The following is a 22,978-nucleotide window of genomic DNA, read 5'->3' as shown; positions in this document are numbered from 1 at the left end:
CATGATGGATAGAGGGAAGGATAAGCTTTACAGTCATAAGGGCAAACTAGCGCTATAGCGTGGATAGTTAAGCCGCTTTTTTGTTTAATCCAATAGAGCGAAACGCTGTTTTTAGATTGCTATTATGCTCAAGTATTTTTTGCTCAATCTTGGCATAGTCATGCTTTAGCTTATCATCAACTTCATGCAAGCGATCAGCATATTCTGTCTTTTTCAACTCAATGGTTTGAGCTTTCAGTGCTTGCCATTCTTCGACAGTCTGTATAAATGCATCGTATTCAAACTTAATGCGATCTTGGAAGCTCTTCATCGCATGAGGAAGGTCAAGACCAGTACTTGCTGCCGTATCAATCTGCTGTTGGGCTGCTTTAAACTGCATTTGCACTTCAGCATGCTTGATAGTAGTGTCATCGACAGTACGTAAGTCTGTGGTCAGACCAAGCTTCGATAAGCCTACGATCAACCATTTAGTTGGATCATACTGCCACCATTTTACGCCATTACGATAATCGTATTGGAAGAAGTGATGGTAATTGTGATAACCCTCACCCCAAGTAAAGATAGCTAAGAAGAAGTTATCACGGGCAGTATTGGTATCAGTATAAGGACGGCTACCAAACATATGGCATAACGAGTTGATGAAGAAGGTAAAGTGGTGAGTCAGTACCAAACGCAGTAGACCCGCGATAACCAACGTACCCCAAACATCACCCAATAACCAACCAACAGCAGCAACCATACCAACGTTCATGGCTACTACCCACAAACCGTAATATTTATGCTGAATCTGCAACGTTCTGTCTTTGGTCAAGTCAGGAATGTTTTTATAATCGAATTTACCACTCGGGTAGTTACGTAGCATCCAACCAATATGACTGAACCAGAATCCTCGTTTTGCTGAATACGGATCATCCAAACGATCATCTACATGACGATGATGAACACGGTGACCTGATACCCAGTCAAACGCAGAACCTTGCACCGCTAGGGTAGAGCCGAGCAATAAGAAGTTTTTGACAATTGGATGCGCTTTATAAGCACGATGCGCTAGCAAGCGATGGTAGCCTGCTGTAATGCTCATGCCAGTCCATACCATAAAGGCGCCAAACACGCCCCACACAGGTGCGCTAACTTCATGAGTCAGCAGATACCATGGCGTAATGACAGCAGCCGCAATAGGCGTAGCTATCAATATAGACGCTGGAATCCAATTGATTGGTGCTTTGGTAAATTCGAACTCACGCATATCGATGCTGCTAGCTTCAGGAGCATCAATTTGAACAGCAGTATCAGCGTAGTTGCGCTTTGCAACTGGTTGCTCATTAAGTGAGTTGCTCTCATCAAAACGCGTCTTAAAACGTGTGACTTGAGTGCTGGCAGCTTTTACAAGCGTATCACCAGATTTGATAGCGAAACGTAAGCCTTTCAGCGGTAAGCCAAGTGCTTTTTTTGCGATCATATAATATCCCTAACGGTATTAATTTAAGTCTCTATAGTACCCTAAAAACCTAACAAAGTGAACACTTATACACTATAAAAATATTGCTAAATAACAATAACTTGTATGGATTATAGAATGTATTAGTAGAAATAACCTGTGACTTATCAGGCATTAAGGAAAAGTGTAAGTAACACTAAAAATATGTAGGTTTTTTGAATGAACGAAATGAGAAATAGATTTATGGTTTCAACAGCAAGTGGCTTGGAAAATCAGTAATAATAACATCGGTTTGCCATTTTATCAGCTGTTCAATGATATCCGTGTCATTGACCGTCCAAGCGCTTACGGGCAGACCATAACGGTGGCTAAGTTCAATGACAGATTGGTTAATTAAAGGGTAATAAATACCCAACTGGCCACAGCCAAGTTGCAGCGCAGTATTGGTTGCGGCTGTCAGCGCTTTAGGTGTATCAATTAACAGGCCGCGTGGTATATGCATTAATAGCTTGCTGCGTTGCAGTCGAGCATGCAATTCCATATCAAAACTGGTTAGTGCAATAGGAAGATTGGCAAATGGGCTATCGATTAAATTGTGTGTCAACGCTCTCATTAATTTGGGGTAATCGGTGCGGCTATGTGTCTTAATCTCAAGCTCAATGTGCGTAAAATTACTCAGCAAAGGCGCCATACTGGATAATGGAATGATTTGATGTTCAAACTGTCGTTGGCGCTGAATCTCTATCATACTCAGCTGATCAATACGTGACTGCTGACGACACATGCGTGCCAAGTCATCATCATGGAACACGACTAAATGACCATCAGCGCTCAGTTGTACATCAAACTCCACTCCTGTTAAACCATGAGCATTTAGACGTTGAGCATGCTGAAACCCCATAAAGGTGTTTTCTAGTGCTTCGCCACGAGCGCCTCGATGACCGAGTAAGCGGGTGTTTCTTATATTTATCATTATTTATATGGCCTACTGTTTTTATGAGCAATCATATAGCCTCATATAAGCAGCGTCTAATAAAATTTGTAAAACAGACAGTTGATAGTTTTTTTCTTTTGTTTACCAGCGGTAATAATTTAAAAAAGCACTTACATTGAGTTCATAGGCATGTATTTGTTATGTTTTTGCAACCAAGTGTAGGTTTTACCCATTATGTGGGGCGTTATTTGTATATCCATGGGCTACACTAATGACCATTTCATCCAAACACCGTATAATAATCTGGTTTTCAGACCTATGGCAGCTAGAGTTGCGGTTTGAACATCAATCACTGTCCTTCAGTGGCGGTACGAATTAGTAAATTGGGAGCAGAATCAATATGAGCGTAGCAAATAAGAGTTTAAGCAAGTGGCAGAAAGTCGCTGGAATCGGTATCGTATGTAGTTTGGCGCTTGCAGGCTGTGATCGCTCAGAGAAAGAAGACAGTACTGAGGCAGCAGAGCTCACAGAACAGGATTCGACCGCTACTGAAAACACGTCAGCCACTGCCGTTAGCTGTGATGATCCAATGGTACAAGATCGTCTCAAATCGGCTCTAAAGAATACGCTCAATCAGCAAGCGCAAACGCTGGCTGCCAACTACGCAAACGATGCTCAGATCAATCTTGCTAGCGGTGCTATCACGGATAAAATGAGCGGTATTGTGATTGATGTACAGAATGCAGCGGTATTGCAACAAGCCAATGCAAATGGTATGACGACTTGTCAGGCAAGCGTTAGCATGACGCTACCAAGTGCAGATTTGTATCAGGCTAGTCAAGTACAAGCGGCCAATAATCAGCCAAGCTTGCAGTCACGTTTAGCACAAAACAACATTCGTATTAACAACAACATGCTCGTTGATGACGCTTTCACTTATGTCGTAGGCACTCAAGGTGGCCAGGTACGTACACGTATCGCTGGACAACCAGCATTAATGACCATTGTTGCTGACGTGATGGCAGGCTCTGTGTTCCAATCAGCAGTGGAAAATCAACGCGCTCAGCGGGCTGCTACACCTACACCGCAAAATAACAGCCAGCCAGCACAGATTCGTGAGCCTAGAGTAGTAACGCCCGTTGAGCCGACTCGTCCTACTGAGCCTGCGACGCCACCAACCATCAATAAGCCAGCAGAGAGTCAGCCTAGCCCAGCAGCTAACAATCAAACGGCGTCGTCTGAGCCTAAGACGCCAGCAAAACCAAAAGAAGTACCTAAAGATGAATCTATTGATATGATAATCATCGAAGACAGCAGTGCTACTTACTAAGCTGTTTACTAATCAATCAGCTAGCTTAAAAAATGCTTAGATGATGAGACAGAGAAAAGCCCGCAGTGATAAGGTTGCGGGCTTTTCTTTTCTTTTCTTTATATTTTAATAATCACATACCGCTATTTTTTATCAGCGAAATCTTTTAATACTTGACTGTCCCATAGCACCTCAGAGACTTGTTTGGGGTCGGTACAAAAACGAGCAGCTACAAACAACCAGTCAGATAAACGATTGATAAAGCTCACTGCTGTAAGGCGAATGGCTTCTGGACTCTGCTGTCGTAATAGCACAGCTTGACGCTCAGCGCGGCGACACACACTACGCGCGACATGTAACTGGCTAACCAGTACAGAGCCTGTCGGTAGGATGAAATCCTTTAGCGGTGGCAAGGTGGTATTCATGGCATCGATCTGTTGCTCTAACCATTCAATATGAGTGGCATTGACACCTTCATATTCTGGCATAGCCAGTTCACCGCCGATATTGAATAACAAGTGCTGAATAATGATTAAGCCTTCAGAAAATTCCTTTGCGATAGATTGGCCTTTATTGCGTTGTAACTGGGCACGCACTAGACCAATGTGTGAGTTAAGCTCGTCAATATCACCCATGACGTTGAATATGTCGTCAGCTTTACTGAGACGGCTACCATCTGCCATACCTGTGCTGCCGTCATCCCCAGTACGTGTGTATATTTTGCTCAAGCGATTGCCCATATCTAAATCCTTAATCATTTTTGTGATGGAATAGTGTTAGTTGCGCGCTCATTGTAGTATTTTATGGCTGTTTTCGCTAAGATAATGGGTTAAGTTTTATATCACGGTCGTTATATTTATGGCGACTGTCGTTCGTATTGCTTGCTAACCAAATACAGGCAATGTTTTTACTTTTTATTTAGGGCATGTTGAACATTCAACCATGGCACTGACAGAGACTATTTTTTAGACAGTTCGACGTTAAAAATAGTAAGTTTAGTTATTCTAAGCGTCTATTTTTAACCATGAAATGGCAAAAAAGAGTCATGTCTCTTCGAGCTGATACTAAAGCGGCTCCATACTGTGTTGTAAGTCTTGTTAAGGCACGAGCATTACCGTCGTTTTACGGCTTGTCTGGAACCGTTTTATTAATCAGCAGTGCCTATTTGTGAATATTCAATACGCCCTAATCAATTTTATTTATATTAAAAGGCTTTTTAATCATGACCACACCTCTTGCCGATGCGATGTCTCAGCTTGCGATTTATGACTCACTGACTGGTGGTAAACGCCAGTTCGTACCACTCAAAGCAGGGAAAGTAGGCATGTATGTGTGCGGTATGACCGTTTACGATTATTGTCACATTGGCCATGCACGGATGATGATTGGCTTTGATATGGCGGTACGCTGGCTAACACAGTTGGGCTATGACGTTAATTATGTGCGTAATATTACAGATATTGATGACAAAATTATCGCGCGTGCAGCTGAGAATGGCGAAGAGATTGGCGCACTCACACAGCGTTTTATTAAAGCGATGCATGAAGACTTCTCTGAACTTGGCTGCTTATCACCTAACGCCGAGCCGCGGGCAACAGATCATATCGATGAGATGCAGCAAATGATCGAGACGTTGGTCGAAGGTGATTATGCGTACGCAGGAAACAACGGTGATGTTTATTATGCCGTTGACAGCTTTGCTGACTACGGTAAGTTATCCAAGCGTAATCTGGATGATATGCAGGCAGGTTCGCGAGTTGATGTTGAAAATGATAAGCGCAATCCGTTTGACTTTGTATTATGGAAAGCTGCCAAACCTGAAGAGCCTCAGTGGGCATCTCCATGGGGACAAGGACGTCCAGGTTGGCATATTGAATGTTCAGCGATGTCGACTAAGTGCTTGGGTAATACCTTTGATATTCATGGCGGTGGTCATGATTTACAGTTTCCACACCACGAAAACGAGATTGCTCAATCTGAAGCAGCAACTGGTTGTGAGTATGCGCGTAACTGGATGCACGTTGGTTTTATTAATGTCGATGGCGAAAAAATGTCTAAGTCGTTGGATAATTTTTCAACCATTCGTGATGTCATCGCCCATTTTCATCCTGAAACGTTGCGATTTTTCTTATTGTCGAGCCATTATCGCAGCCAAGTCAATTTCTCTGATAGTGCGTTGGAAGAAGCACATAATAGCCTAAGCAGGCTCTATAACGTTCTAAAATTGGCAGAACAGTTAAAGGGTGAGACGCTCATAATTGATGAAGCGTTGACTACTAAAGCCTACAGTAGTGAAGCTGGGCAAGATTTTATCAAAGCGATGAATGATGATTTTAATAGCTCAACCGCAATCAGTGTCTTGTTTGGGCTGGCACGTGACATCACCAAAGCCATTAAATCTGAAGAGATAGACACCGCATGGCAGTCAGCTCAGCAATTAAAGGCATTGGCGCAAGTGCTCAATATTCTACAGCAGCCAGTACAGCAGTTTTTGCAAGCCGTGATTGGTGAACAAGCAGATGACGGTTTAACCGATATGGCTATCGATGGTTTAATTATTGAACGTGCAGACGCTAAAACCAACAAAAACTTTGCCCGTGCCGATGAGATACGTGAGCAACTAAAAGAGGCTGGTATCGAGCTCGAAGACAGCCGAGCTGGTACAACATGGCGCCGCGCTTAAAGTAATTGTGTTACAGAACACCCATACAGATAGTCATAAACTAAGTCAGCTTTACGCTGGCTTTTTTTGTAGACTTAACAAAATATAAGAATCATCTTCATAAAGGGCAGCCTTTGTATGCGACTCTCACATAAACTACTGGCCGTTAATCTATGAATACTCTCAAAACTCAAGCTGCTAGCAGTCATAGCATAGCTACTGATATGTTTGCTAATGTCGATGCCGGTATGGATGGTAATGAACATCCTAATACCACGTCTGACCTGACGTTTTATAACCTGCGGTCATTGTTGCTTTCTTTCATTATTATTGTGATTAGTGCTGTTTGCGTACCTGTTAATGCAGCAAGTGAGCAAGATAGTACCCAGTCATCGAGCACCCCTGATAATTTTGCTGAATATGCCGCTCAAAAAGTCAGTGATATGAGAGATGATAGTGTTGGTCTCTCTGGTGTGGTAGAAGAGATATTTGACCCGACTGAGCGTAGCGCTGTCGAGCAGGCAGGCAGACTACAAGGGGATTCAGCACTGACAGGAGAGTATAATGAAAGCTACTACATACTCGATAAGCTAAATGCCGGACTGCCACCATTATCTGAGCCACCCAATTTAGAGACGCCGCTTGCAGCTTTAGAGTTTTTTCAGTCAGCAGTAATGAAGCAGCAGTATGACTTGGCCGCCTATGCGCTAAACATGAATTTGATTGATGAGAAAAGCCAACGTGGCAGTGCGCTTGATCTGACAAAGCGACTGGATTTTTTATTATCTGAAAAAGAGCTTTATGTATTCGATGATATGCCAGATCGCCCTGACGGTCTGATTGAGCCGCCACTTGGTAACACTAGCAGTGTCATGGGCATTGCTAGACGCTCTCTTCAGCTGGGATACATTGATTATCGAGAGCGCCGTGTCCCTATTTATTTGCAGCGAGTGCGAGTAGGTGAGGAAGCCCCTGTTTGGGTATTTTCTGCGCAGACGGTTGGCAATATTGACAATCTCTATGAGCAATATCATCCCGCTGAGTTCGAACGTTATTTGCCTACTTGGTTAAAAATAAAAATATTTGGGATTGCGCTATGGGAGTTTTCAGCGCTCATACTATTTTTCTTATTAACCATGGGTGTGGGCTGGCTACTCAGTAAAGGCACTGAAAAAATCATCAATCATTATGTTGATGATGAAAAATATAGCATAAATGTTGGCAGCACCAATGGTGTCGCGGATTTGGTTAGTAAGCTGACGGTGCCTTTAACTTTTACGATCAGTTTTTCGCTCGTTTTTACTTTAGTCTCTGGCGGATTTCCTTATCTAGATGCAGTGGCTTCGTCGACCCGTCCTCTCATTTGGATTGGAATGGTATTCAGTACCATGTGGCTAGGTATTCGCATTATTAACTTCTTTGCCAACCGTTATCAAGACATGCAAATTGAGAATCTGGCTGAAGAGCATTTCGATAAGGAACGTCGCCGCCGTACTTATGTGTCGATATTTCGCCGTGTCTTTATCTTTGTTATGATTTTGGGGAGCTTTTGGATAGGACTTAGTGAGTTTGCCAATATGGAAGGCCTTGGTAAGACCTTATTGACCTCAGCTGGTATCGCAGGTGTGGTCATTGGTATCGCAGCCCAGCCAATATTGGGTAACATCATCGCAGGGGTGCAAGTGGCAGTGACTCAGCCAGTACGGATTGGTGATAGTGTGATAATGGATGGCAACTTTAGCACCGTGGAAGACTTGCGTTACACTTACGCGGTACTAAAAACATGGGATGAGCGTCGATTAATCGTGCCGATGCGTGAATTGATCACTGATAGGGTGGAGAACTGGTCACATACAGAAGTACACCAGACCTGTCCTGTGTTCTTATATATTGATTATGGTGCAGATATTGACGCTATTCGTCAGCAGTTTATCTCGATGGTTAAAGACAACAAGCTTTGGGATAATAAAACGGAGCCTGAAGTATTTGTCGTAGACGTGACAGAAAACACTATTCAATTGCGCGGTGCTGTTTCAGGGGTAGGTCCCATAGAAGCGTGGACGCTGGCCTGTGAGATACGTGAGCAGATGCTTGGTTACTTATATGAGCAGCAAAACAAGTATCTACCGACAGAGCGTTTTACTTTAACAGAAAGCCAATATAGTCAATCCTCTACAAAAGAGTGACAGTGTTAACCTCACTTGAAATATCACATATACATCATCACTCGGTTGCCTTGACTCTCTTTTAGACTGCACAACTATAGTTACAAGAGAGAGTCATGAGCCGTAAAAGAAAGCTATTAACATTAAAATAGAACCACTGACTAGGTAAAGTGCGATCGTCATCGACACAGACTTACTTATGTAAAACAATCTGACAAATATAGCATGCGATTTGTCTGATTATTTGTTATAATGTGGCGTTATTTTTAAGGGATAAATAAGTGATTAACCATAAGGCTGCCCTATATTTGTGCAAACTTATGATTCATCAATCACTTGCAGTTTTCGAGCGTTTCGTTTAGCTGGTTTATTGCTAAAATCCCACCCATCAAAATAACCACCACTAGGGGTCTGTATGTTGCGAATTGTCGATGAAGCCTTAACCTTTGATGACGTTTTATTGTTGCCAGCCTATTCTGAAGTCTTGCCAAAAACTGCCGATCTTTCTACCCGTTTGACCAAAAACATTACGCTGAATCTACCGCTAATTTCTGCGGCTATGGATACGGTCACTGAGTCTGAAATGGCGATTACAATGGCACAGCTTGGTGGCATGGGTATCTTGCATAAGAGCATGGATATCGCCAAGCAAGCAACACAAGTACGTCGCGTCAAAAAGTTTGAAGCGGGTACAGTAGTCGATCCTATCACTGTGCATCCAGAAATGACTATCGGTGAATTACTGCGCTTAACTCAAGACAACAATATCTCAGGTGTACCTGTCGTAGAGAAAGGCACTGATAAAGTTGTTGGTATTGTCACGCATCGTGACTGGCGTTTTGAAACCAATCTGTCATTACCCGTTAGCCAAATCATGACACCAAAAGGTCAGCTAGTCACGGTACATGAAGGTGAGAGCAACGAAAATATCAAACGCTTGCTACACGAACATCGTATCGAAAAAGTGATCGTTATTGATGATGATTTCCGTCTAAAAGGTCTTATCACCGTTAATGATTTTGCAAAAGCTGAAAACAATCCAAATGCTTGTAAAGATGAGCAAGGTCGTCTTCGTGTTGGCGCAGCTGTTGGTACTGGTGCAGATACCCAAGCGCGTGTTGAAGCATTAGTGGCAGCAGACGTTGATATTATCGTGGTTGATACCGCACATGGTCACTCAAAAGGCGTGATTGATAAAGTAGCTTGGATCAAAAAGCATTATCCAAATGTACAAGTCATCGGTGGCAATATTGCCACAGGCGATGCTGCACTTGCTCTACGTGATGCAGGCGCCGATGCCGTAAAAGTAGGTATTGGTCCTGGTTCTATCTGTACCACGCGTATCATCGCAGGTATCGGTGTGCCACAAATCTCAGCGATTGATAACGTCGCTAGTGCATTGAAAGACAGCATTCCACTGATTGCTGATGGCGGTATCCGCTATTCAGGTGATATGGCAAAAGCCATTGCCGCCGGTGCCTCATGCATCATGGTAGGATCATTGATGGCTGGTACAGAAGAGGCGCCAGGTGAAGTTGAACTGTTCCAAGGTCGTTACTACAAAGCTTACCGCGGTATGGGTAGTCTTGGTGCGATGTCAGGATCAAATGGTTCATCAGACCGTTATTTCCAAGATGCCAAAGATGGTGTGGAAAAACTGGTACCAGAAGGTATCGAAGGCCGTGTTCCTTATAAAGGCCCAGTCGCGGGTATCGTCAATCAGTTGGTTGGCGGTCTACGCTCATCAATGGGTTACACGGGCTCTGCAACCATCGAAGATATGCGTACTAATCCACAGTTCATTAAAGTGACGTCGGCAGGTATGAAAGAGTCGCATGTTCATGATGTTCAAATCACCAAAGAAGCACCAAACTATCGAGTAAGTTAGATAGTTTTTGGCAGCTCTGTGTTACGTTAGCGAAAGCTGGTTTGCAGAGCTGCCTTGACTTTGAGATAAAAACGGCCAACAATACCTTGTTATTGTTGGCCGTTTTTTTTGTAAAATGCATAAACAGATTATTATTATAATAGTAGTATCGCCTGCGTATACGTTGGGCCTTTAATTTTTAGATATGGAGAGCATGCATAATGAGCTATTTTGGCACCGATGGTATCCGTGGAAAGTTTGGTGAATTACCGATTACGCCTGATTTTATTTTAAAATTGGGTTATGTCACTGGACAGGTATTGATAGAGAACAATAACAATCCTATGCGCAGACCTAGTGTGGTCATCGGTAAGGATACTCGTCTATCAGGCTACGTTATCGAAGGGGCGTTGCAAGCAGGATTCAACGCCGCTGGTGTCGATGTTCATATGCTTGGCCCATTGCCAACGCCAGCTATTGCTCATTTAACCCGTAGTTTCAATGCTGATGCGGGCGTGGTGATTTCGGCATCACACAATCCTTATTATGACAACGGTATCAAACTGTTTTCAGGGGATGGCAAAAAGCTGACCGATGAGATGCAAAATGCTATTAACGATAAGTTAAAAGTCATTATGAGTATCGGTGGCAGTGATAATGACCTAGTTATGCCTATTCTTGATCCGGCTCAAATGGGTAAAAACAATCGAATCAACGATGCCAAAGGCCGCTATATCGAATTCTGTAAAGGCAGCTTTCCTTATCAGTATGATCTGAGTCACCTGACAGTCGTTGTAGATTGTGCCAATGGTGCAGGCTACAGTGTGGCACCAAGAGTCATGCGTGAATTGGGCGCTAACGTAATTGCCATCAACAATACGCCAGATGGCCTCAATATCAATGCTGATTGTGGTTCTACCCATCCTGAAGGCTTACAAAAAGCAGTAGTTGAGCATGAGGCAGATGTTGGTATCGCATTAGACGGCGATGGTGATCGTATTGTAATGGTCGATGAGGCTGGTAATCTGGTCGACGGCGATGGCATTTTATATGTGCTTGCTACCCAAGGTCAGACTAAGGCCAAAGGTGTGGTTGGTACACTTATGAGCAATATGGGTCTAGAGTTAGCACTGCAAGCAGACGGCATTGCATTTACGCGTGCAAAAGTGGGCGATCGCTACGTAATGCATGAGCTTGAAGCGAATGGTTGGATATTAGGTGGTGAGCCATCTGGCCACATTTTGTGCTTGGATAAGAGCCGTACTGGCGACGCTATCATTGCAGGCTTACAAGTACTGGCTGTGATGCAAGCACGTGGGCGCGCGCTCAGTGATCTCGTTGAAGGGTTTGAAGTGCTGCCACAAAAACTGGTTAATGTGCGTCTGTCGCAAATGCAAAACCCTTTTGAGCACGAAGAATTGGTTGCCGCTTTTGATAAAGCTCAGGCTACTTTAGAAGGTAGAGGCCGTCTGTTGATTCGTCAGTCAGGAACTGAGCCTATGATTCGAGTGATGGTTGAATCAGATGATGAAATAGAATGTGACGTGCTAGCGAACGACTTAGCTGATCATATTAAGGCCGTATTAGGTTGATAGTTGTTCATATAATGAAGCAAGAACATTAAACTGAGGAATGACCATGAGCATGGATTTTACCGATCAACGTCTGTCATATGAAAAGGGCGCACTTGATCAACAATCAGTACCTATATCACCATTTGAGTTACTCAACGCTTGGATGAATGAAGCGATAGAGCAGAAAGTGCAAGAGCCTTATGCGATGAGCCTTGCTACTTGCGGTGCTGACAACAAGCCTAGCGTACGTATTGTTCTCATGCGTGAGATTACAGATACTGGTGTTGTCTTTTATACCAACTATGAAAGCGCTAAAGGGCAAGATATTGCTGAAAATCCAAATGCCGAGGTGCTGTTTTTTTGGCATGAGCTTGAACGACAAATCCGTATTAGCGGCAGCATTGCTAAGATAGACGCTCAAAAATCTGCGACATACTTTCAAAAGCGTCCCCATGATAGTCAGGTTGGCGCATGGGTGAGCCAGCCACAGAGTGGTGAAGTTGCTGATCGTAAAGTAATGGAACAAAGTTTTGAGCAGCTACAAGCGGATTATCCAGAAGACACTCAAGTGCCAACGCCAGTATTTTGGGGTGGTTATGAGATTATGGTCAACGAGATTGAGTTTTGGCAAGGCCGTGCCAATCGTATGCATGACCGCATTGTATATACTCAAGAAAATGGTGATAATTGGAATACCAAACGCTTATTACCATAACTGATGTTGCGATAATAAAAAGCCCCGTTAGCAGTTGTTATAAACAATTTGCTAGCGGGGCTTTTTATTATCGCAAGTGTCGAATAGTAGGTGCCAAATAGTAAATGCGGGAATTTATTTTACTTCAGTATCCACGTCGACAGAAACGGACATACCAGGGCGCAGTTTGGCCAGTTCCGGTTGGTTTTCATCTAAATCGATACGTACCGGAATACGCTGAGCGATTTTGATATAGTTGCCAGTGGTTGGATTTGCCGCTGCGGCACTAAATTCACTGCCCGTTGCAGGCGAGATATTATTGATACGCCCCGTGAATTCAGTACCACCAAGGGCGTCAACTCGAATAGTTGCAGCTTCACCTATCGTCATATTTGCAATTTGGGTTTCTTTAAAATTGGCGATAATCCACACGCCTTTTGGTACGATATACATGAGCTGTGTACCAGCACTAACGTATTGTCCTGATTTCACACTGACTTGGCTCAACTGTCCTGATTCAGGGGAGGTGATAATGGTATTGTTCAAATTAATTTGTGCCTGTTTTTTGGCAGCTTCTGCACTTTGAATATTGGCATCCAGTGACGAGCGGCTACCACTGGTTTTTTCACTGGCCTGCTTTGCAGCTTGTAGATTGGCTTCTGCTTGCTGTACCGCAGCCTGTGCTTTAGCCAGCTCTGCTTTGGTATGCGCCACTTCCGCTTTCGATACTGCACCAATCGCATCAAGTCCTTGATAGCGCTTGATATCTTCTTGAGCGCTATTGACACTTACTTTGGCGCTGTACAAATCTGCTTCACGGGCGTCTATTTGTGCTTGGCTAGATTGAGTATCTTGCGCATTGCTTGAGCGGTTGGTGACAGCCACCTCGATATTGGCTTGTGCTTGTTCGAGTTGTTGCTGAAAGGTACGGTCATCTATTTTAACCAGTAAATCACCTTCTTTGACATTTTCAAAGTCTTGTACAGCCACATCGGTCACGTAGCCAGATACTTGTGAGCTGATAATGGTTGTTTGACCTTTTACAAAAGCATTATTGGTTTGCTGTACCGTCGGAGTGAACGGCGGCAGTTTCCAAGCATAAAGAATCAGCAATACACCGATGAGAATAAGGACAATAAAAAGTCCTATGTTAAAGTAAGTTTTTTTCTTAGGATTCCACCCTGAAGCGGAAGGAATAGGCTCGGTTGGCGGCATGGGTGTTTCATTATCAGCGTCACTCTCTATTACCTTTTCTGCAACTTGGGTTTCGTTGTCTTGAGGATGGGCTGTATCATCTGTGTTCGAGGATAAGCTATCGGCTGGCGTCTGAGTTTTTGGTTCAAGGTCATTGGGTTTTTCTTGGCTCATGACGCGCTCCTAAAGGGTTAGATCAATATAATAGATAATTTGATATGGGTACAAAAACGTGTTGTTTATATTTTAGCGGTATTAAAAAATATCTTATTTTTGCTCACGCATTTTGGCGATAACGGCGAGCTCTTTAGCCAATGGGTTACGTTTATGATAACGATAGTAAAAATAATTGAGCAGTAAAATAAAGGTAGCACCAGTTGATAGAATGGCCATGATAAAAAACAAATCACCATAAGCAGAAACAGTGGCTTGACGTTGAATACCTTGTAATACTTGCAGTGTAGCTGCAGTATTGGTTTGAGTAACATCGGTCATTTGTGAAGATATAGTACTGCTTGCAGTGGCTATTTGTGCTACCAGTTCAGGATCACCAAAGTTGAGTGAACTGACCATATTTGCATAATGTACCTGCGTACGAACCGTGGTAAATGCTTGAATAGCAGCTGCCCCTGCCAATCCGCCAACCGTTTGTGAAATACCAAAAATAACGGAAAAACTAATAATATAGGCAGGACCACTAGTAATAGCACGCAAAAACCCTTCAAAAACCAGCGGCCCCATAAAATACACGGCGGCAAATGCAATCAAAAATTGGCTGATATAAAACATATAGGGTGCTGAATTAATAGACACACTCGTGTCCATCCAAGAACCTACGGCAATCAATGCCACGGCAAAAATAACGGGTCGGCGTAAATCTATCGGATTGGTGCTAAAAATACTAATTACCAAAGCCAATATACTGGCTGATAATATGACAGCATAAAAAGTAACTAGCTGATCGTTACCATAGCCTAAGTTGGCAAGTAATCCTGCAGCGCCGACACTTTGCTCAGATAGCAAAATTCGCATGACAGCGCCTGTAATCATAAAGGCAATAATATTGCGGCTACGCATCCAGCGGACTTGTAGCATCGGGTTTTTACGATGGGTTTCAATCCATAATGCGATGCTAATCCCAACGATGGCAATAGCTAGTGGATAGATGAGCCAGGGTGTTGTCCACCATAAAACCCTACCTTGTACTAAAACGACAGACAATGCAGCCAGACCACTGGCAAAAAAACCAAAGCTTAAAAAATCCAGTTTTTCAAATACTTTTTCTGTATTACCTGGTGGTAGCTCTAGCAAGTTAATCAGTCCAAAACAAATCAGTGCCAAACCAAATTGAAATAGAAATAAGCTTTCAAGCTGACCATCGATGGTGAGGTAGGGCGAGATGATTCGTGATAATGGAATACCAAACTGCACCAAGCCAAACCCCAATATTAGACCGCTAGTACGTTTGACGGTTGGCATACCTTGCAAGCAATAGAATAACCCTAATATGGTCATGCCACTGGCCACCATACCACTTAAGCCACGCGCTATAATCTCTAAGTAATAAGGGTCAAGCCATAAGCCATCAGCAGCCGTCACCAGACCACTGCTTACAAACCATTGCATACTGGTTGCTAGTAGCAAAAAAAACAGGGTGATTTTACTGAACAATGACATGCCAAATTGCTGACGAATCTTATATAACAATACGGTGATGCAAGCATTAGTCATATTGTAGGCAACCGATATCCAGCCGCCTTCCATAGGCGTTAAGCTGAGATCGCCTTGGATTTGGGTCAAGTTGACTACTAGCAAGCCGTTTTGAAAACCGGCTGTTACACCAATAATAATACCAATGATCAGGTAAAAAAACTTGCGGCGTGCGGGATGGTCAGGATTGGCTGGTGAGCCGACCATCATTGGTTGTTCGTGGGGCTTAAATTGATACTCAGTACTCATGGATGAATGACTGTCTTTGAAGGTGGACGGTTGATTCTATAAGCTTTGATTAATAAAGCCTGCCAACGGTATAGTCGTACAATAGAATATGCTTGATAGATAGTAACAAACAACAAAAATAGCCCAAGATAGACTTGAGCTATTTTATCATATTTTTTATTGAGCACTTACTATGGCGTGCGTTTAGGCTTGTTTTGATTCGTCATGTTCAGCTTCAAGGCGCATCGCACGCTGATAGCTATCAAGGCTCGCCAACTGCTCTGCATATTGCTTAATATGCGGATAATCGTCTAGTTTCTGACGTTGAGCAAGAATGATTAAGTCGAACGATAGCATAAAGTCTGCACCGCTGAGTTGGTTACCCACGATAAACGACTTACCTTTAACCGACGTATCTAGATACTTAAACAATCTAGTCTTTTCTATCTCGATATAACCGTTCAAAAACTCGTTATCCTCAATGCCTGCTTTTTTGGTAAATAATTCAAGCATAAGTGGCAACATGAGCGAGCTTTCAGCAAAGTCTATCCACTGCAAGTAATGACCATAGTCAGTACTGTCAGAGGCAGGACGTAAGCGATCTGGCGCAAAGCGTTCGATCAATAGCTCAGTAATGGCACCGGACTCTGAGTATGTTTGACCATCCATTTCGATGACCGGTGACTTACCAAGAGGGTGTACCGCTTTTAAGCTATCAGGCGCCAAATGCGTCTTAGCATCACGTTGATGACCTATTATCTCATAAGGCTCGCTTAGTTCTTCTAAAAGCCATAAAATACGCAATGAACGTGATTGGTTAAGATGATGCAAACGAATCATAGTATTAACCTTTAAGCTTAGCGAGTAAGCGTTTGGCAGCTTCTTCTGAAGAGGCTGGGTTTTGACCGGTGATTAATAAGCCATCTTCTACCACAAATGATTCCCAATCAGCTGCTTTCTCATAATGACCACCATTAGCGATCATTGCATCTTCTACTAAGAATGGCACGACATCGGTAAGGCCAACAGCATCTTCTTCTGAGTTGGTAAAGCCAGTCACTTTTTTGCCTTTAACCAAGTATTCGCCATCAATTTTCACATTTTTGAGCGCTGCTGGAGAGTGACAAACAAACGCAACAGGCTTGTCTTGCTTAACGAAAGTCTCAATCAGATTGATAGAGTTTTCATCCACTGCCAAATCCCACAATGGGCCATGACCACCAGGATAGAATACTGAATCAAAGTCTTCTGCTTTCATGTCAGCGAGCTTTTTAGTAGTAGCAAGATGTTCTTGAGCATCAGTGTCGTCTTTGAAACGTAATGTGTCTTTGGTTTGCGTGTCTTCATTGTCACTACTAGGATCGAGTGGTGGCTGACCGCCAGCAGGAGAGGCTAGCGTGACATTCACACCTGCATCAATAAATGCATAGTAAGGTGCTGCGAATTCTTCTAGCCAAAAACCTGTTTTTTTACCAGTATCGCCTAGACGGTCATGTGACGTTAGTACCATTAAAATATTCATAGTTATCCTTATTTATTATTCATTAGTGTTAAAAATTAGTGTGGATAGATAAAAAATTTTGTTATCAGATAATTAGCAGCCATCTTAAAGTTGTAATAGCAAATGATGACTGCTAACAGTATCTATGTTTGAGACTTAATAGTCAGTTGTTAAAGTCAGTATTTATGTTGTTAAGTAGTTATAGCGATTATGAGTCACCATAAACTATTTAACATCAGCGACCTTAACGACTGTTTTACCAAAGTTCTTGCCTTCTAGCATATCAAAGAACGCTTGCGGTGCTTGTGCTAAGCCATCTGCTTGGTGCTCTTTGGTTTTGATATCGCCTGACTCAACCCATTGACCCATGGTTTTTAAGAATTCAGGGTAGTGGTCGCCATACTCTTCAAAGATAATGAAACCTTTAACCGTCAGACGGTTGGCCAATATTTGACCCATTAGCATCCCTAAACGGTCTTTGCCGTCAGGTAAGTCAGTGGCGTTGTATTGTGATACTAGACCACATACTGGGATACGGGCATGCGCGTTTAAGAGAGGTAATACCGCATCGAACACTTTACCGCCAACGTTTTCGTAATAGATGTCGATACCATCTGGACATGCGTTGCTTAGTTGTTCGGCGAAGTCTTCGGCATGATGATCGATACAAGCATCAAAACCCAATTCATTGACGGCATAAGCACATTTCTCAGCACCACCTGCCACGCCGACTGCACGTACACCAAGTTTTTTACCCACTTGTCCGACTGTTGCACCGACAGGGCCAGTTGCTGCGGCTACTACTAATGTTTCGCCTTTTTGTGGCTTACCGATATCAGTTAGGCCCATGTAGCCAGTAAAACCAGGCATACCAAGTACACCAAGACCATAAGAAGGATGTGGCATGTCTTTATCTAGTTTTAGGACACCTTCGCCATCGCTGACGCTATAGTCCTGCCAGCCAGAACTTGATACAACCAAGTCACCTTCAGCAAAGCCATCGACATTAGACTCGACCACTTGTGCCACTGTGCCGCCCGTCATGACGTCACCAATTTGTAGTGGATCGGTGTAGCTCTTTGCATCACTCATGCGGCCACGCATGTAAGGGTCGAGTGATAGATAAACGGTACGTAGAAGCATTTGCTTGTCGTTAGGGGTAGGGATATCGCTAGTGGCAAGCTCAAAGTTGTCGCTGGTTGGTGTGCCATGAGGACGACTTGCCAGTTTGATTTGACGATTTTGTTGTTGGTTTTGAGTATTATCAAAGCTCATATTATTATCCTTTTTAATTATTGATTTTAAATGTTTATCTTTATACTCTTTGCACCTTTCGATGAAAGGTTTTTCTTATACAAAACTCTTTGTTTAAAGCTTTTTATCTTTGATGTGATGTCTAATCTGATATTGAATCTGATGTTGAATGTAGTAACTACCCATTGCTGAGTAGCTACTATAAATAGCATAACTATATGTATTTCTTATTACGGCGATGTTACTTATTAAGATGCTTTGCTAGTAATAGCACGTTGTAGGATGCGACGTGATACGTCTAAATCGTTGGTACCATGCTCACCAAGCTTGACCATACCATGCACTTCAAGCTGCTTGATGATTGGATCGATTGCTGCCTCAGTTAAATCGGCATCTTCTAAGCTGACTGGCAAGCCCAAGTCGCGGAAGAAGTTTTCAGTGTAAACAATTGCTGTCTCAATGATAGCGTCGTCGTCTTGATCGGTATCAGTGATATTCCATACGTTACGTGCGTACTGAAGCAGTTTTGCTTTCTTGCTTTCTTTTAGTTCACGCATTACTGATGGCAAGACGATGGTCAACGTACGAGCGTGGTCAATAGCATGCAATGACGTTAGTTCGTGACCAACCATGTGAGTTGTCCAATCCTGTGGTACACCAGTACCGATCAGGCCATTCAGTGCCATGGTCGCTGTCCACATGATGTTTTTTCGGGTTTCCAAATTGTCTGGATCTTGCTTAACAACTAGACCTTCATCGATAAGAATTTTAAGCAAGCTTTCAGCAAAGGCATCTTGTACTTTAGCGTTCACAGGATAGGTTAGATACTGTTCCATCACATGAACGAATGCATCAGCCACACCATTCATTACTTGACGTTCAGGCAACGTAAGCGTTTTGATTGGGTCTAGAATTGAGAATTTAGGGAAGGCAAGTGCATTACCAAACGGTAGTTTTGCTTGACGTTCACTATAGTTGATTACGCCGCCCGAGTTCATCTCAGAACCAGTTGCTGGAATGGTCAATACCGCACCCAAATCAACCGCAGAATCGATGTCTCTGCAATAGCTGGTCAATGCATCCCATGCTTGTTCACGTGACACAGTGCCATCTTCTTCAGTCAGTGATGATACCAATGCAACAAATTTGCTGCCATCAATCACTGAACCACCACCAACTGCTAGTAAGAAGTCGATGTTGTGCTCATTCACCATATCGGCTGCTTTTAGCAATGTGGTAAATTCTGGATTGGCTTCAATGCCACCGAATTCAAATACAGTACGGTTACCGCTCGCTGATAAGGCGTTTTTTACTTCGTCTAATGTACCCGTACGCTGTGCTGAACCACCACCATAAGTAATGAGAACGCGTGCATCAGTAGGGACTAGATCTGATAATTGCTCGATTTGACCTTCACCGAAGACGATACGTACTGGGTTGTAATATTGGAAGTTGTTCATAATATTCCTAAACTTTGTTAAATATTGATTGGATGTGCGAAATGCAAATTTATTTATTGGCGAGTTCGTTTCTTACATTTGCGTGCATTGTACATCAATTAGACCAGTCGTCTAGTTTTTTTTACAAAAGTCTCTCATAACTTGATTATTAAGTAGGAGTTTAAGAGTTACGAGGATTGTGTATTAGAACGTGAATCGTTCTTAAGCCTTTGATAGATTGAGACAGTCAAGAAATCAGTCAAAAGACTAGTATGACAAGAGACTAAGAGTAATTTATTGCTAGTGATTATCATTGGTGTGCTTTTGAGACACCAATGATGTCTTTAACATATAAATATTGATACAGGAATGGATATCTAAGAATGGCCAATATACGCCTAGATTCCTAACGTCCCAATTGTGACGTTGTCATCTGCCAAACTTCTGCAAGTGGGGTATTGGTTTGACTGGTTTTGGCAATTAAGCTGGCACCAAGCCATGCAAAGTACCAACGCTTCGCTATGCTCTCAGCAGCAATGTTATCAGGCTGTGGTACAGAGCCATCTATCCAGCCAGCTTTGATTTGATCACCAAGCCAGTTGACGGTTTGTTGGTAGCCTGCATTTAATGCGATGCGCATAGGCTCTGACATATCCGCTACTTCAGCACTGAGCTTAACCACCAAACATTTCTCATGATCGCAACCGTTTTGCTGAGTGTCGTACCAATTTTGAAAATAGTTATATAGCTTTTGCTGTGCACTAACGTTTTGCGCGCCGATGATGTCTAGGCGTGTTTTATATAGGCTGAAGTAATGATGGATGATGGCTTCACCAAACGCTTCTTTAGAGGCAAAGTAATGGTAAAAAGAGCCTTTAGGTACACCCGCTGTGTCTAATATTTGCTTAAGACCAACGGCAGTAAAGCCTTTTTTGGCGATGAGTTGATAGCCAGTTTCGAGCAAGTGAGCTCTAGTATCTGATGTAGCAATAGGTACGGGTGGTGCGTTTGTAATAGTAGACATAGAGTTGATGTTCTCCTTGGAACTTCATAGTAATAGAGTGATTAATATTTATTTAAGCGTCATATTGAGGACGTATTCTAATAGTATTTATTTATGTGCGTTACGTTTTATCAACAATATTTACGGGTAAAGTGGTCTTGTTTTATTAATAGCTATGGTAGCATTAGACCAGTCGTCTATCAAGATACGTTTTAGGCTCGCTAGTCATTAGGACGTTTATCAGTCAAATAATTAGATTGATATATCGCTTAACAATGAGTTTAGATGCACTTCTTGCAAGATACTGTTTACAAGAGGCTATTTATAAGCGATTTTTTATAAATAAGCTTCCCATTCAATATTTCGATAATAATTTTAAAACTGTCTTTAAAACCAAATTTCAAACATAACTAAGTAAAAATAAGGATCATTATGTCAGCGAATAATACCAACACCAGTGCTTACAGTGACTTTCATTTGCAATATATCGCAGGTGAATGGCAAAAAGGTAAAGACGATAGCGTCAATACTAATACAAATCCATATAACGGCGATGCGCTTGTAAAAATTCAACAAGCGACGGAAGTACAGCTCAATGAAGCCTATGAAGCTGCTAGTCAGGCACAGCAAGAGTGGGCCAAGCAAACACCAGCGGCACGTGCTGCTGTGTTATATAACGTCGTTAATATATTAGACCAGCGTCAAGAAGAGATTATCGACTGGCTAATTAAAGAGTCAGGTAGTACGCGTATTAAAGCGACTGTAGAACTTAGCACGGCACGAGCAATTACCTTGGAAGCTGCGACTTTCCCTAATCGTGTGCACGGTGAGATTCGTCCGTCCAATACCCCTGATAAAGAGAACTTTATTTACCGTGAGCCAATTGGTGTTGTTGCGGTCATTAGCCCATGGAACTTCCCATTGCATTTGACCCAGCGCTCTATCGCGCCAGCATTAGCACTTGGTAATGCAGTGGTGCTCAAACCTGCTAGCGACACGCCTGTGACAGGTGGTTTGCTACTTGCAAAAGTATTTGAAGAAGCGGGACTACCAAAAGGTTTGCTTAACGTAGTCGTCGGTTCAGGTAGCGAGATAGGTGATGCGATTGTTGAACACAAAACGCCAAGCCTAGTATCATTCACTGGGTCAACCTCGGTTGGTAAGCACATCGGCGAGCTGGCCAATGGCGGCGATTATATCAAAAAAGTTGCCCTTGAATTGGGTGGTAATAGCCCATTTGTCGTATTAAAAGATGCTGATATCGATCAAGCAGTAAAAGCAGCTGCCTTTGGTAAGTTCCTGCACCAAGGTCAGATCTGTATTGCGATCAACCGCATTATTATCGAAGATGCACTATATGATGACTTCGTGACGCGTTTCCTTGAGCATGTTAAAACCTTGCAAGTTGGCGACCCTGACAAAATGGAAACAGCAGTCGGTCCAATCATTAACGAAAAACAAGTCAAGTCATTAAAAGACAAAATCGCTAAGGCGCAAGAAGAAGGCGCAAAAATGATTTTAAGTGGTGAGATAGAAGGTCAAGTAGTGCCACCACATATTTTCACTGATGTCACACGTGAGATGGATTTGTCACGTAACGAAGTGTTTGGCCCATTAGTCGGTATTATTCGTGCCAAAGATGAAGACGATGCGTTGTCAATTGCTAATGATTCTATGTATGGCCTATCAAGTGCCGTATTTACGCAAGATTTAGCCAAAGGCTTACGTTTCGCCCGCGGTATCAAAGCTGGCATGACGCACATCAATGATATCTCAGTGAATGATGACAGTAATGCGCCGTTCGGTGGCGAGAAAAACTCAGGTATTGGCCGCTTCAATGGCGAGTGGGTATTAGAAGAATTCACCAGACTGCATTGGATATCTGTACAGCATCAGCCACGCGAATATCCATTCTAAGAACGTCACGTTTTGAGAGCTACAGAATGATATTTGAATAGAAAAAAGACCGCTATATAAGCGGTCTTTTTTTTGGTTGTATTTAACAC

At 42.8% G+C, this 22,978-nt stretch carries 17 protein-coding genes; 7 read left to right on the top strand and 10 right to left on the bottom strand.

All coding sequences use genetic code 11. The features are described 5' to 3' along the window. Window positions 1-67: 67 nt before the first annotated feature. Together I6E61_RS04895 and I6E61_RS04890 are read right to left on the bottom strand one after the other, a co-directional pair. Window positions 68-1,246, bottom strand: coding sequence for a fatty acid desaturase (locus I6E61_RS04895; RefSeq protein ID WP_197130843.1), 1,179 nt, complete (start codon window positions 1,244-1,246; stop codon window positions 68-70). 433 nt (window positions 1,247-1,679) lie between these two features. Next, complete coding sequence (locus I6E61_RS04890; RefSeq protein WP_197130673.1) at window positions 1,680-2,411, bottom strand: glycerophosphodiester phosphodiesterase; 732 nt, start codon at window positions 2,409-2,411, stop codon at window positions 1,680-1,682. A 361-nt stretch (window positions 2,412-2,772) separates the two neighbouring features. Here I6E61_RS04890 and I6E61_RS04885 point away from each other — a divergent pair, with 361 nt between their 5' ends. Further along, window positions 2,773-3,702, top strand: a complete 930-nt coding sequence (locus I6E61_RS04885; protein ID WP_197130670.1) for a hypothetical protein — start codon at window positions 2,773-2,775, stop codon at window positions 3,700-3,702. A 122-nt stretch (window positions 3,703-3,824) separates the two neighbouring features. Here the strand turns inward: I6E61_RS04885 and I6E61_RS04880 are convergent, their stop codons facing one another. Further along, window positions 3,825-4,421, bottom strand: coding sequence for a cob(I)yrinic acid a,c-diamide adenosyltransferase (locus tag I6E61_RS04880; RefSeq protein WP_197130666.1), 597 nt, complete (start codon window positions 4,419-4,421; stop codon window positions 3,825-3,827). A gap of 482 nt (window positions 4,422-4,903) precedes the next feature. Between I6E61_RS04880 and cysS the strand changes: the two genes are divergently transcribed. From cysS to pdxH, 5 genes are all read left to right on the top strand, one after another. Continuing rightward, window positions 4,904-6,364: a cysteine--tRNA ligase gene (gene cysS, locus I6E61_RS04875; protein WP_197130663.1), complete on the top strand. Its 1,461-nt coding sequence runs from the start codon at window positions 4,904-4,906 to the stop codon at window positions 6,362-6,364. A 152-nt stretch (window positions 6,365-6,516) separates the two neighbouring features. Beyond that, entirely contained in the window at window positions 6,517-8,529 is a 2,013-nt protein-coding gene (locus I6E61_RS04870) for a mechanosensitive ion channel family protein (RefSeq protein WP_227685677.1), read from the top strand. Window positions 8,530-8,923: 394 nt separating this feature from the next. Beyond that, complete coding sequence (gene guaB / locus I6E61_RS04865; RefSeq protein WP_110923730.1) at window positions 8,924-10,396, top strand: IMP dehydrogenase; 1,473 nt, start codon at window positions 8,924-8,926, stop codon at window positions 10,394-10,396. 200 nt (window positions 10,397-10,596) lie between these two features. After that, window positions 10,597-11,967 (top strand): phosphoglucosamine mutase, encoded by a 1,371-nt coding sequence (gene glmM, locus I6E61_RS04860; RefSeq protein ID WP_197130660.1) that lies wholly within the window; start codon window positions 10,597-10,599, stop codon window positions 11,965-11,967. Between the two features lie 52 nt (window positions 11,968-12,019). Then, window positions 12,020-12,664 carry a pyridoxamine 5'-phosphate oxidase gene (pdxH, locus tag I6E61_RS04855; protein ID WP_197130838.1) on the top strand — a complete coding sequence of 215 codons (645 nt, stop codon included), beginning with the start codon at window positions 12,020-12,022 and terminating at the stop codon, window positions 12,662-12,664. Between the two features lie 114 nt (window positions 12,665-12,778). Here pdxH and I6E61_RS04850 read toward each other — a convergent pair whose 3' ends face one another. The 7 genes from I6E61_RS04850 to I6E61_RS04820 all read right to left on the bottom strand — a co-directional run bounded on the left by I6E61_RS04850 (window position 12,779) and on the right by I6E61_RS04820 (window position 20,993). Further along, on the bottom strand, window positions 12,779-14,011 hold the full coding sequence (locus I6E61_RS04850) for an HlyD family secretion protein (RefSeq protein WP_197130657.1): 1,233 nt from the start codon (window positions 14,009-14,011) through the stop codon (window positions 12,779-12,781). Window positions 14,012-14,104: 93 nt separating this feature from the next. Next, complete coding sequence (locus I6E61_RS04845) at window positions 14,105-15,796, bottom strand: MFS transporter (RefSeq protein WP_197130654.1); 1,692 nt, start codon at window positions 15,794-15,796, stop codon at window positions 14,105-14,107. A gap of 183 nt (window positions 15,797-15,979) precedes the next feature. Further along, window positions 15,980-16,615, bottom strand: coding sequence for a glutathione S-transferase family protein (locus tag I6E61_RS04840; RefSeq protein WP_197130651.1), 636 nt, complete (start codon window positions 16,613-16,615; stop codon window positions 15,980-15,982). Between the two features lie 4 nt (window positions 16,616-16,619). Beyond that, a complete protein-coding gene (locus I6E61_RS04835; protein WP_110923736.1) occupies window positions 16,620-17,297 on the bottom strand; it encodes a type 1 glutamine amidotransferase domain-containing protein in 678 nt (225 codons plus the stop codon). A 204-nt stretch (window positions 17,298-17,501) separates the two neighbouring features. Then, window positions 17,502-18,551, bottom strand: coding sequence for an NADP-dependent oxidoreductase (locus I6E61_RS04830; RefSeq protein ID WP_197130648.1), 1,050 nt, complete (start codon window positions 18,549-18,551; stop codon window positions 17,502-17,504). Between the two features lie 227 nt (window positions 18,552-18,778). Next, window positions 18,779-19,990: an iron-containing alcohol dehydrogenase gene (locus I6E61_RS04825; RefSeq protein WP_197130645.1), complete on the bottom strand. Its 1,212-nt coding sequence runs from the start codon at window positions 19,988-19,990 to the stop codon at window positions 18,779-18,781. 385 nt (window positions 19,991-20,375) lie between these two features. Continuing rightward, window positions 20,376-20,993, bottom strand: coding sequence for a TetR/AcrR family transcriptional regulator (locus tag I6E61_RS04820; RefSeq protein ID WP_197130642.1), 618 nt, complete (start codon window positions 20,991-20,993; stop codon window positions 20,376-20,378). A gap of 411 nt (window positions 20,994-21,404) precedes the next feature. Here I6E61_RS04820 and I6E61_RS04815 point away from each other — a divergent pair, with 411 nt between their 5' ends. Continuing rightward, entirely contained in the window at window positions 21,405-22,889 is a 1,485-nt protein-coding gene (locus tag I6E61_RS04815) for an aldehyde dehydrogenase family protein (RefSeq protein ID WP_197130639.1), read from the top strand. Window positions 22,890-22,978: the final 89 nt, after the last annotated feature.

The organism is Psychrobacter sp. NZS113, from assembly GCF_015864825.1.
GTDB lineage: Bacteria > Pseudomonadota > Gammaproteobacteria > Pseudomonadales > Moraxellaceae > Psychrobacter.
The sequence above is the reverse complement of the archived record's forward strand: the minus strand, read 5'-3'. Positions and strand labels throughout refer to the sequence as shown.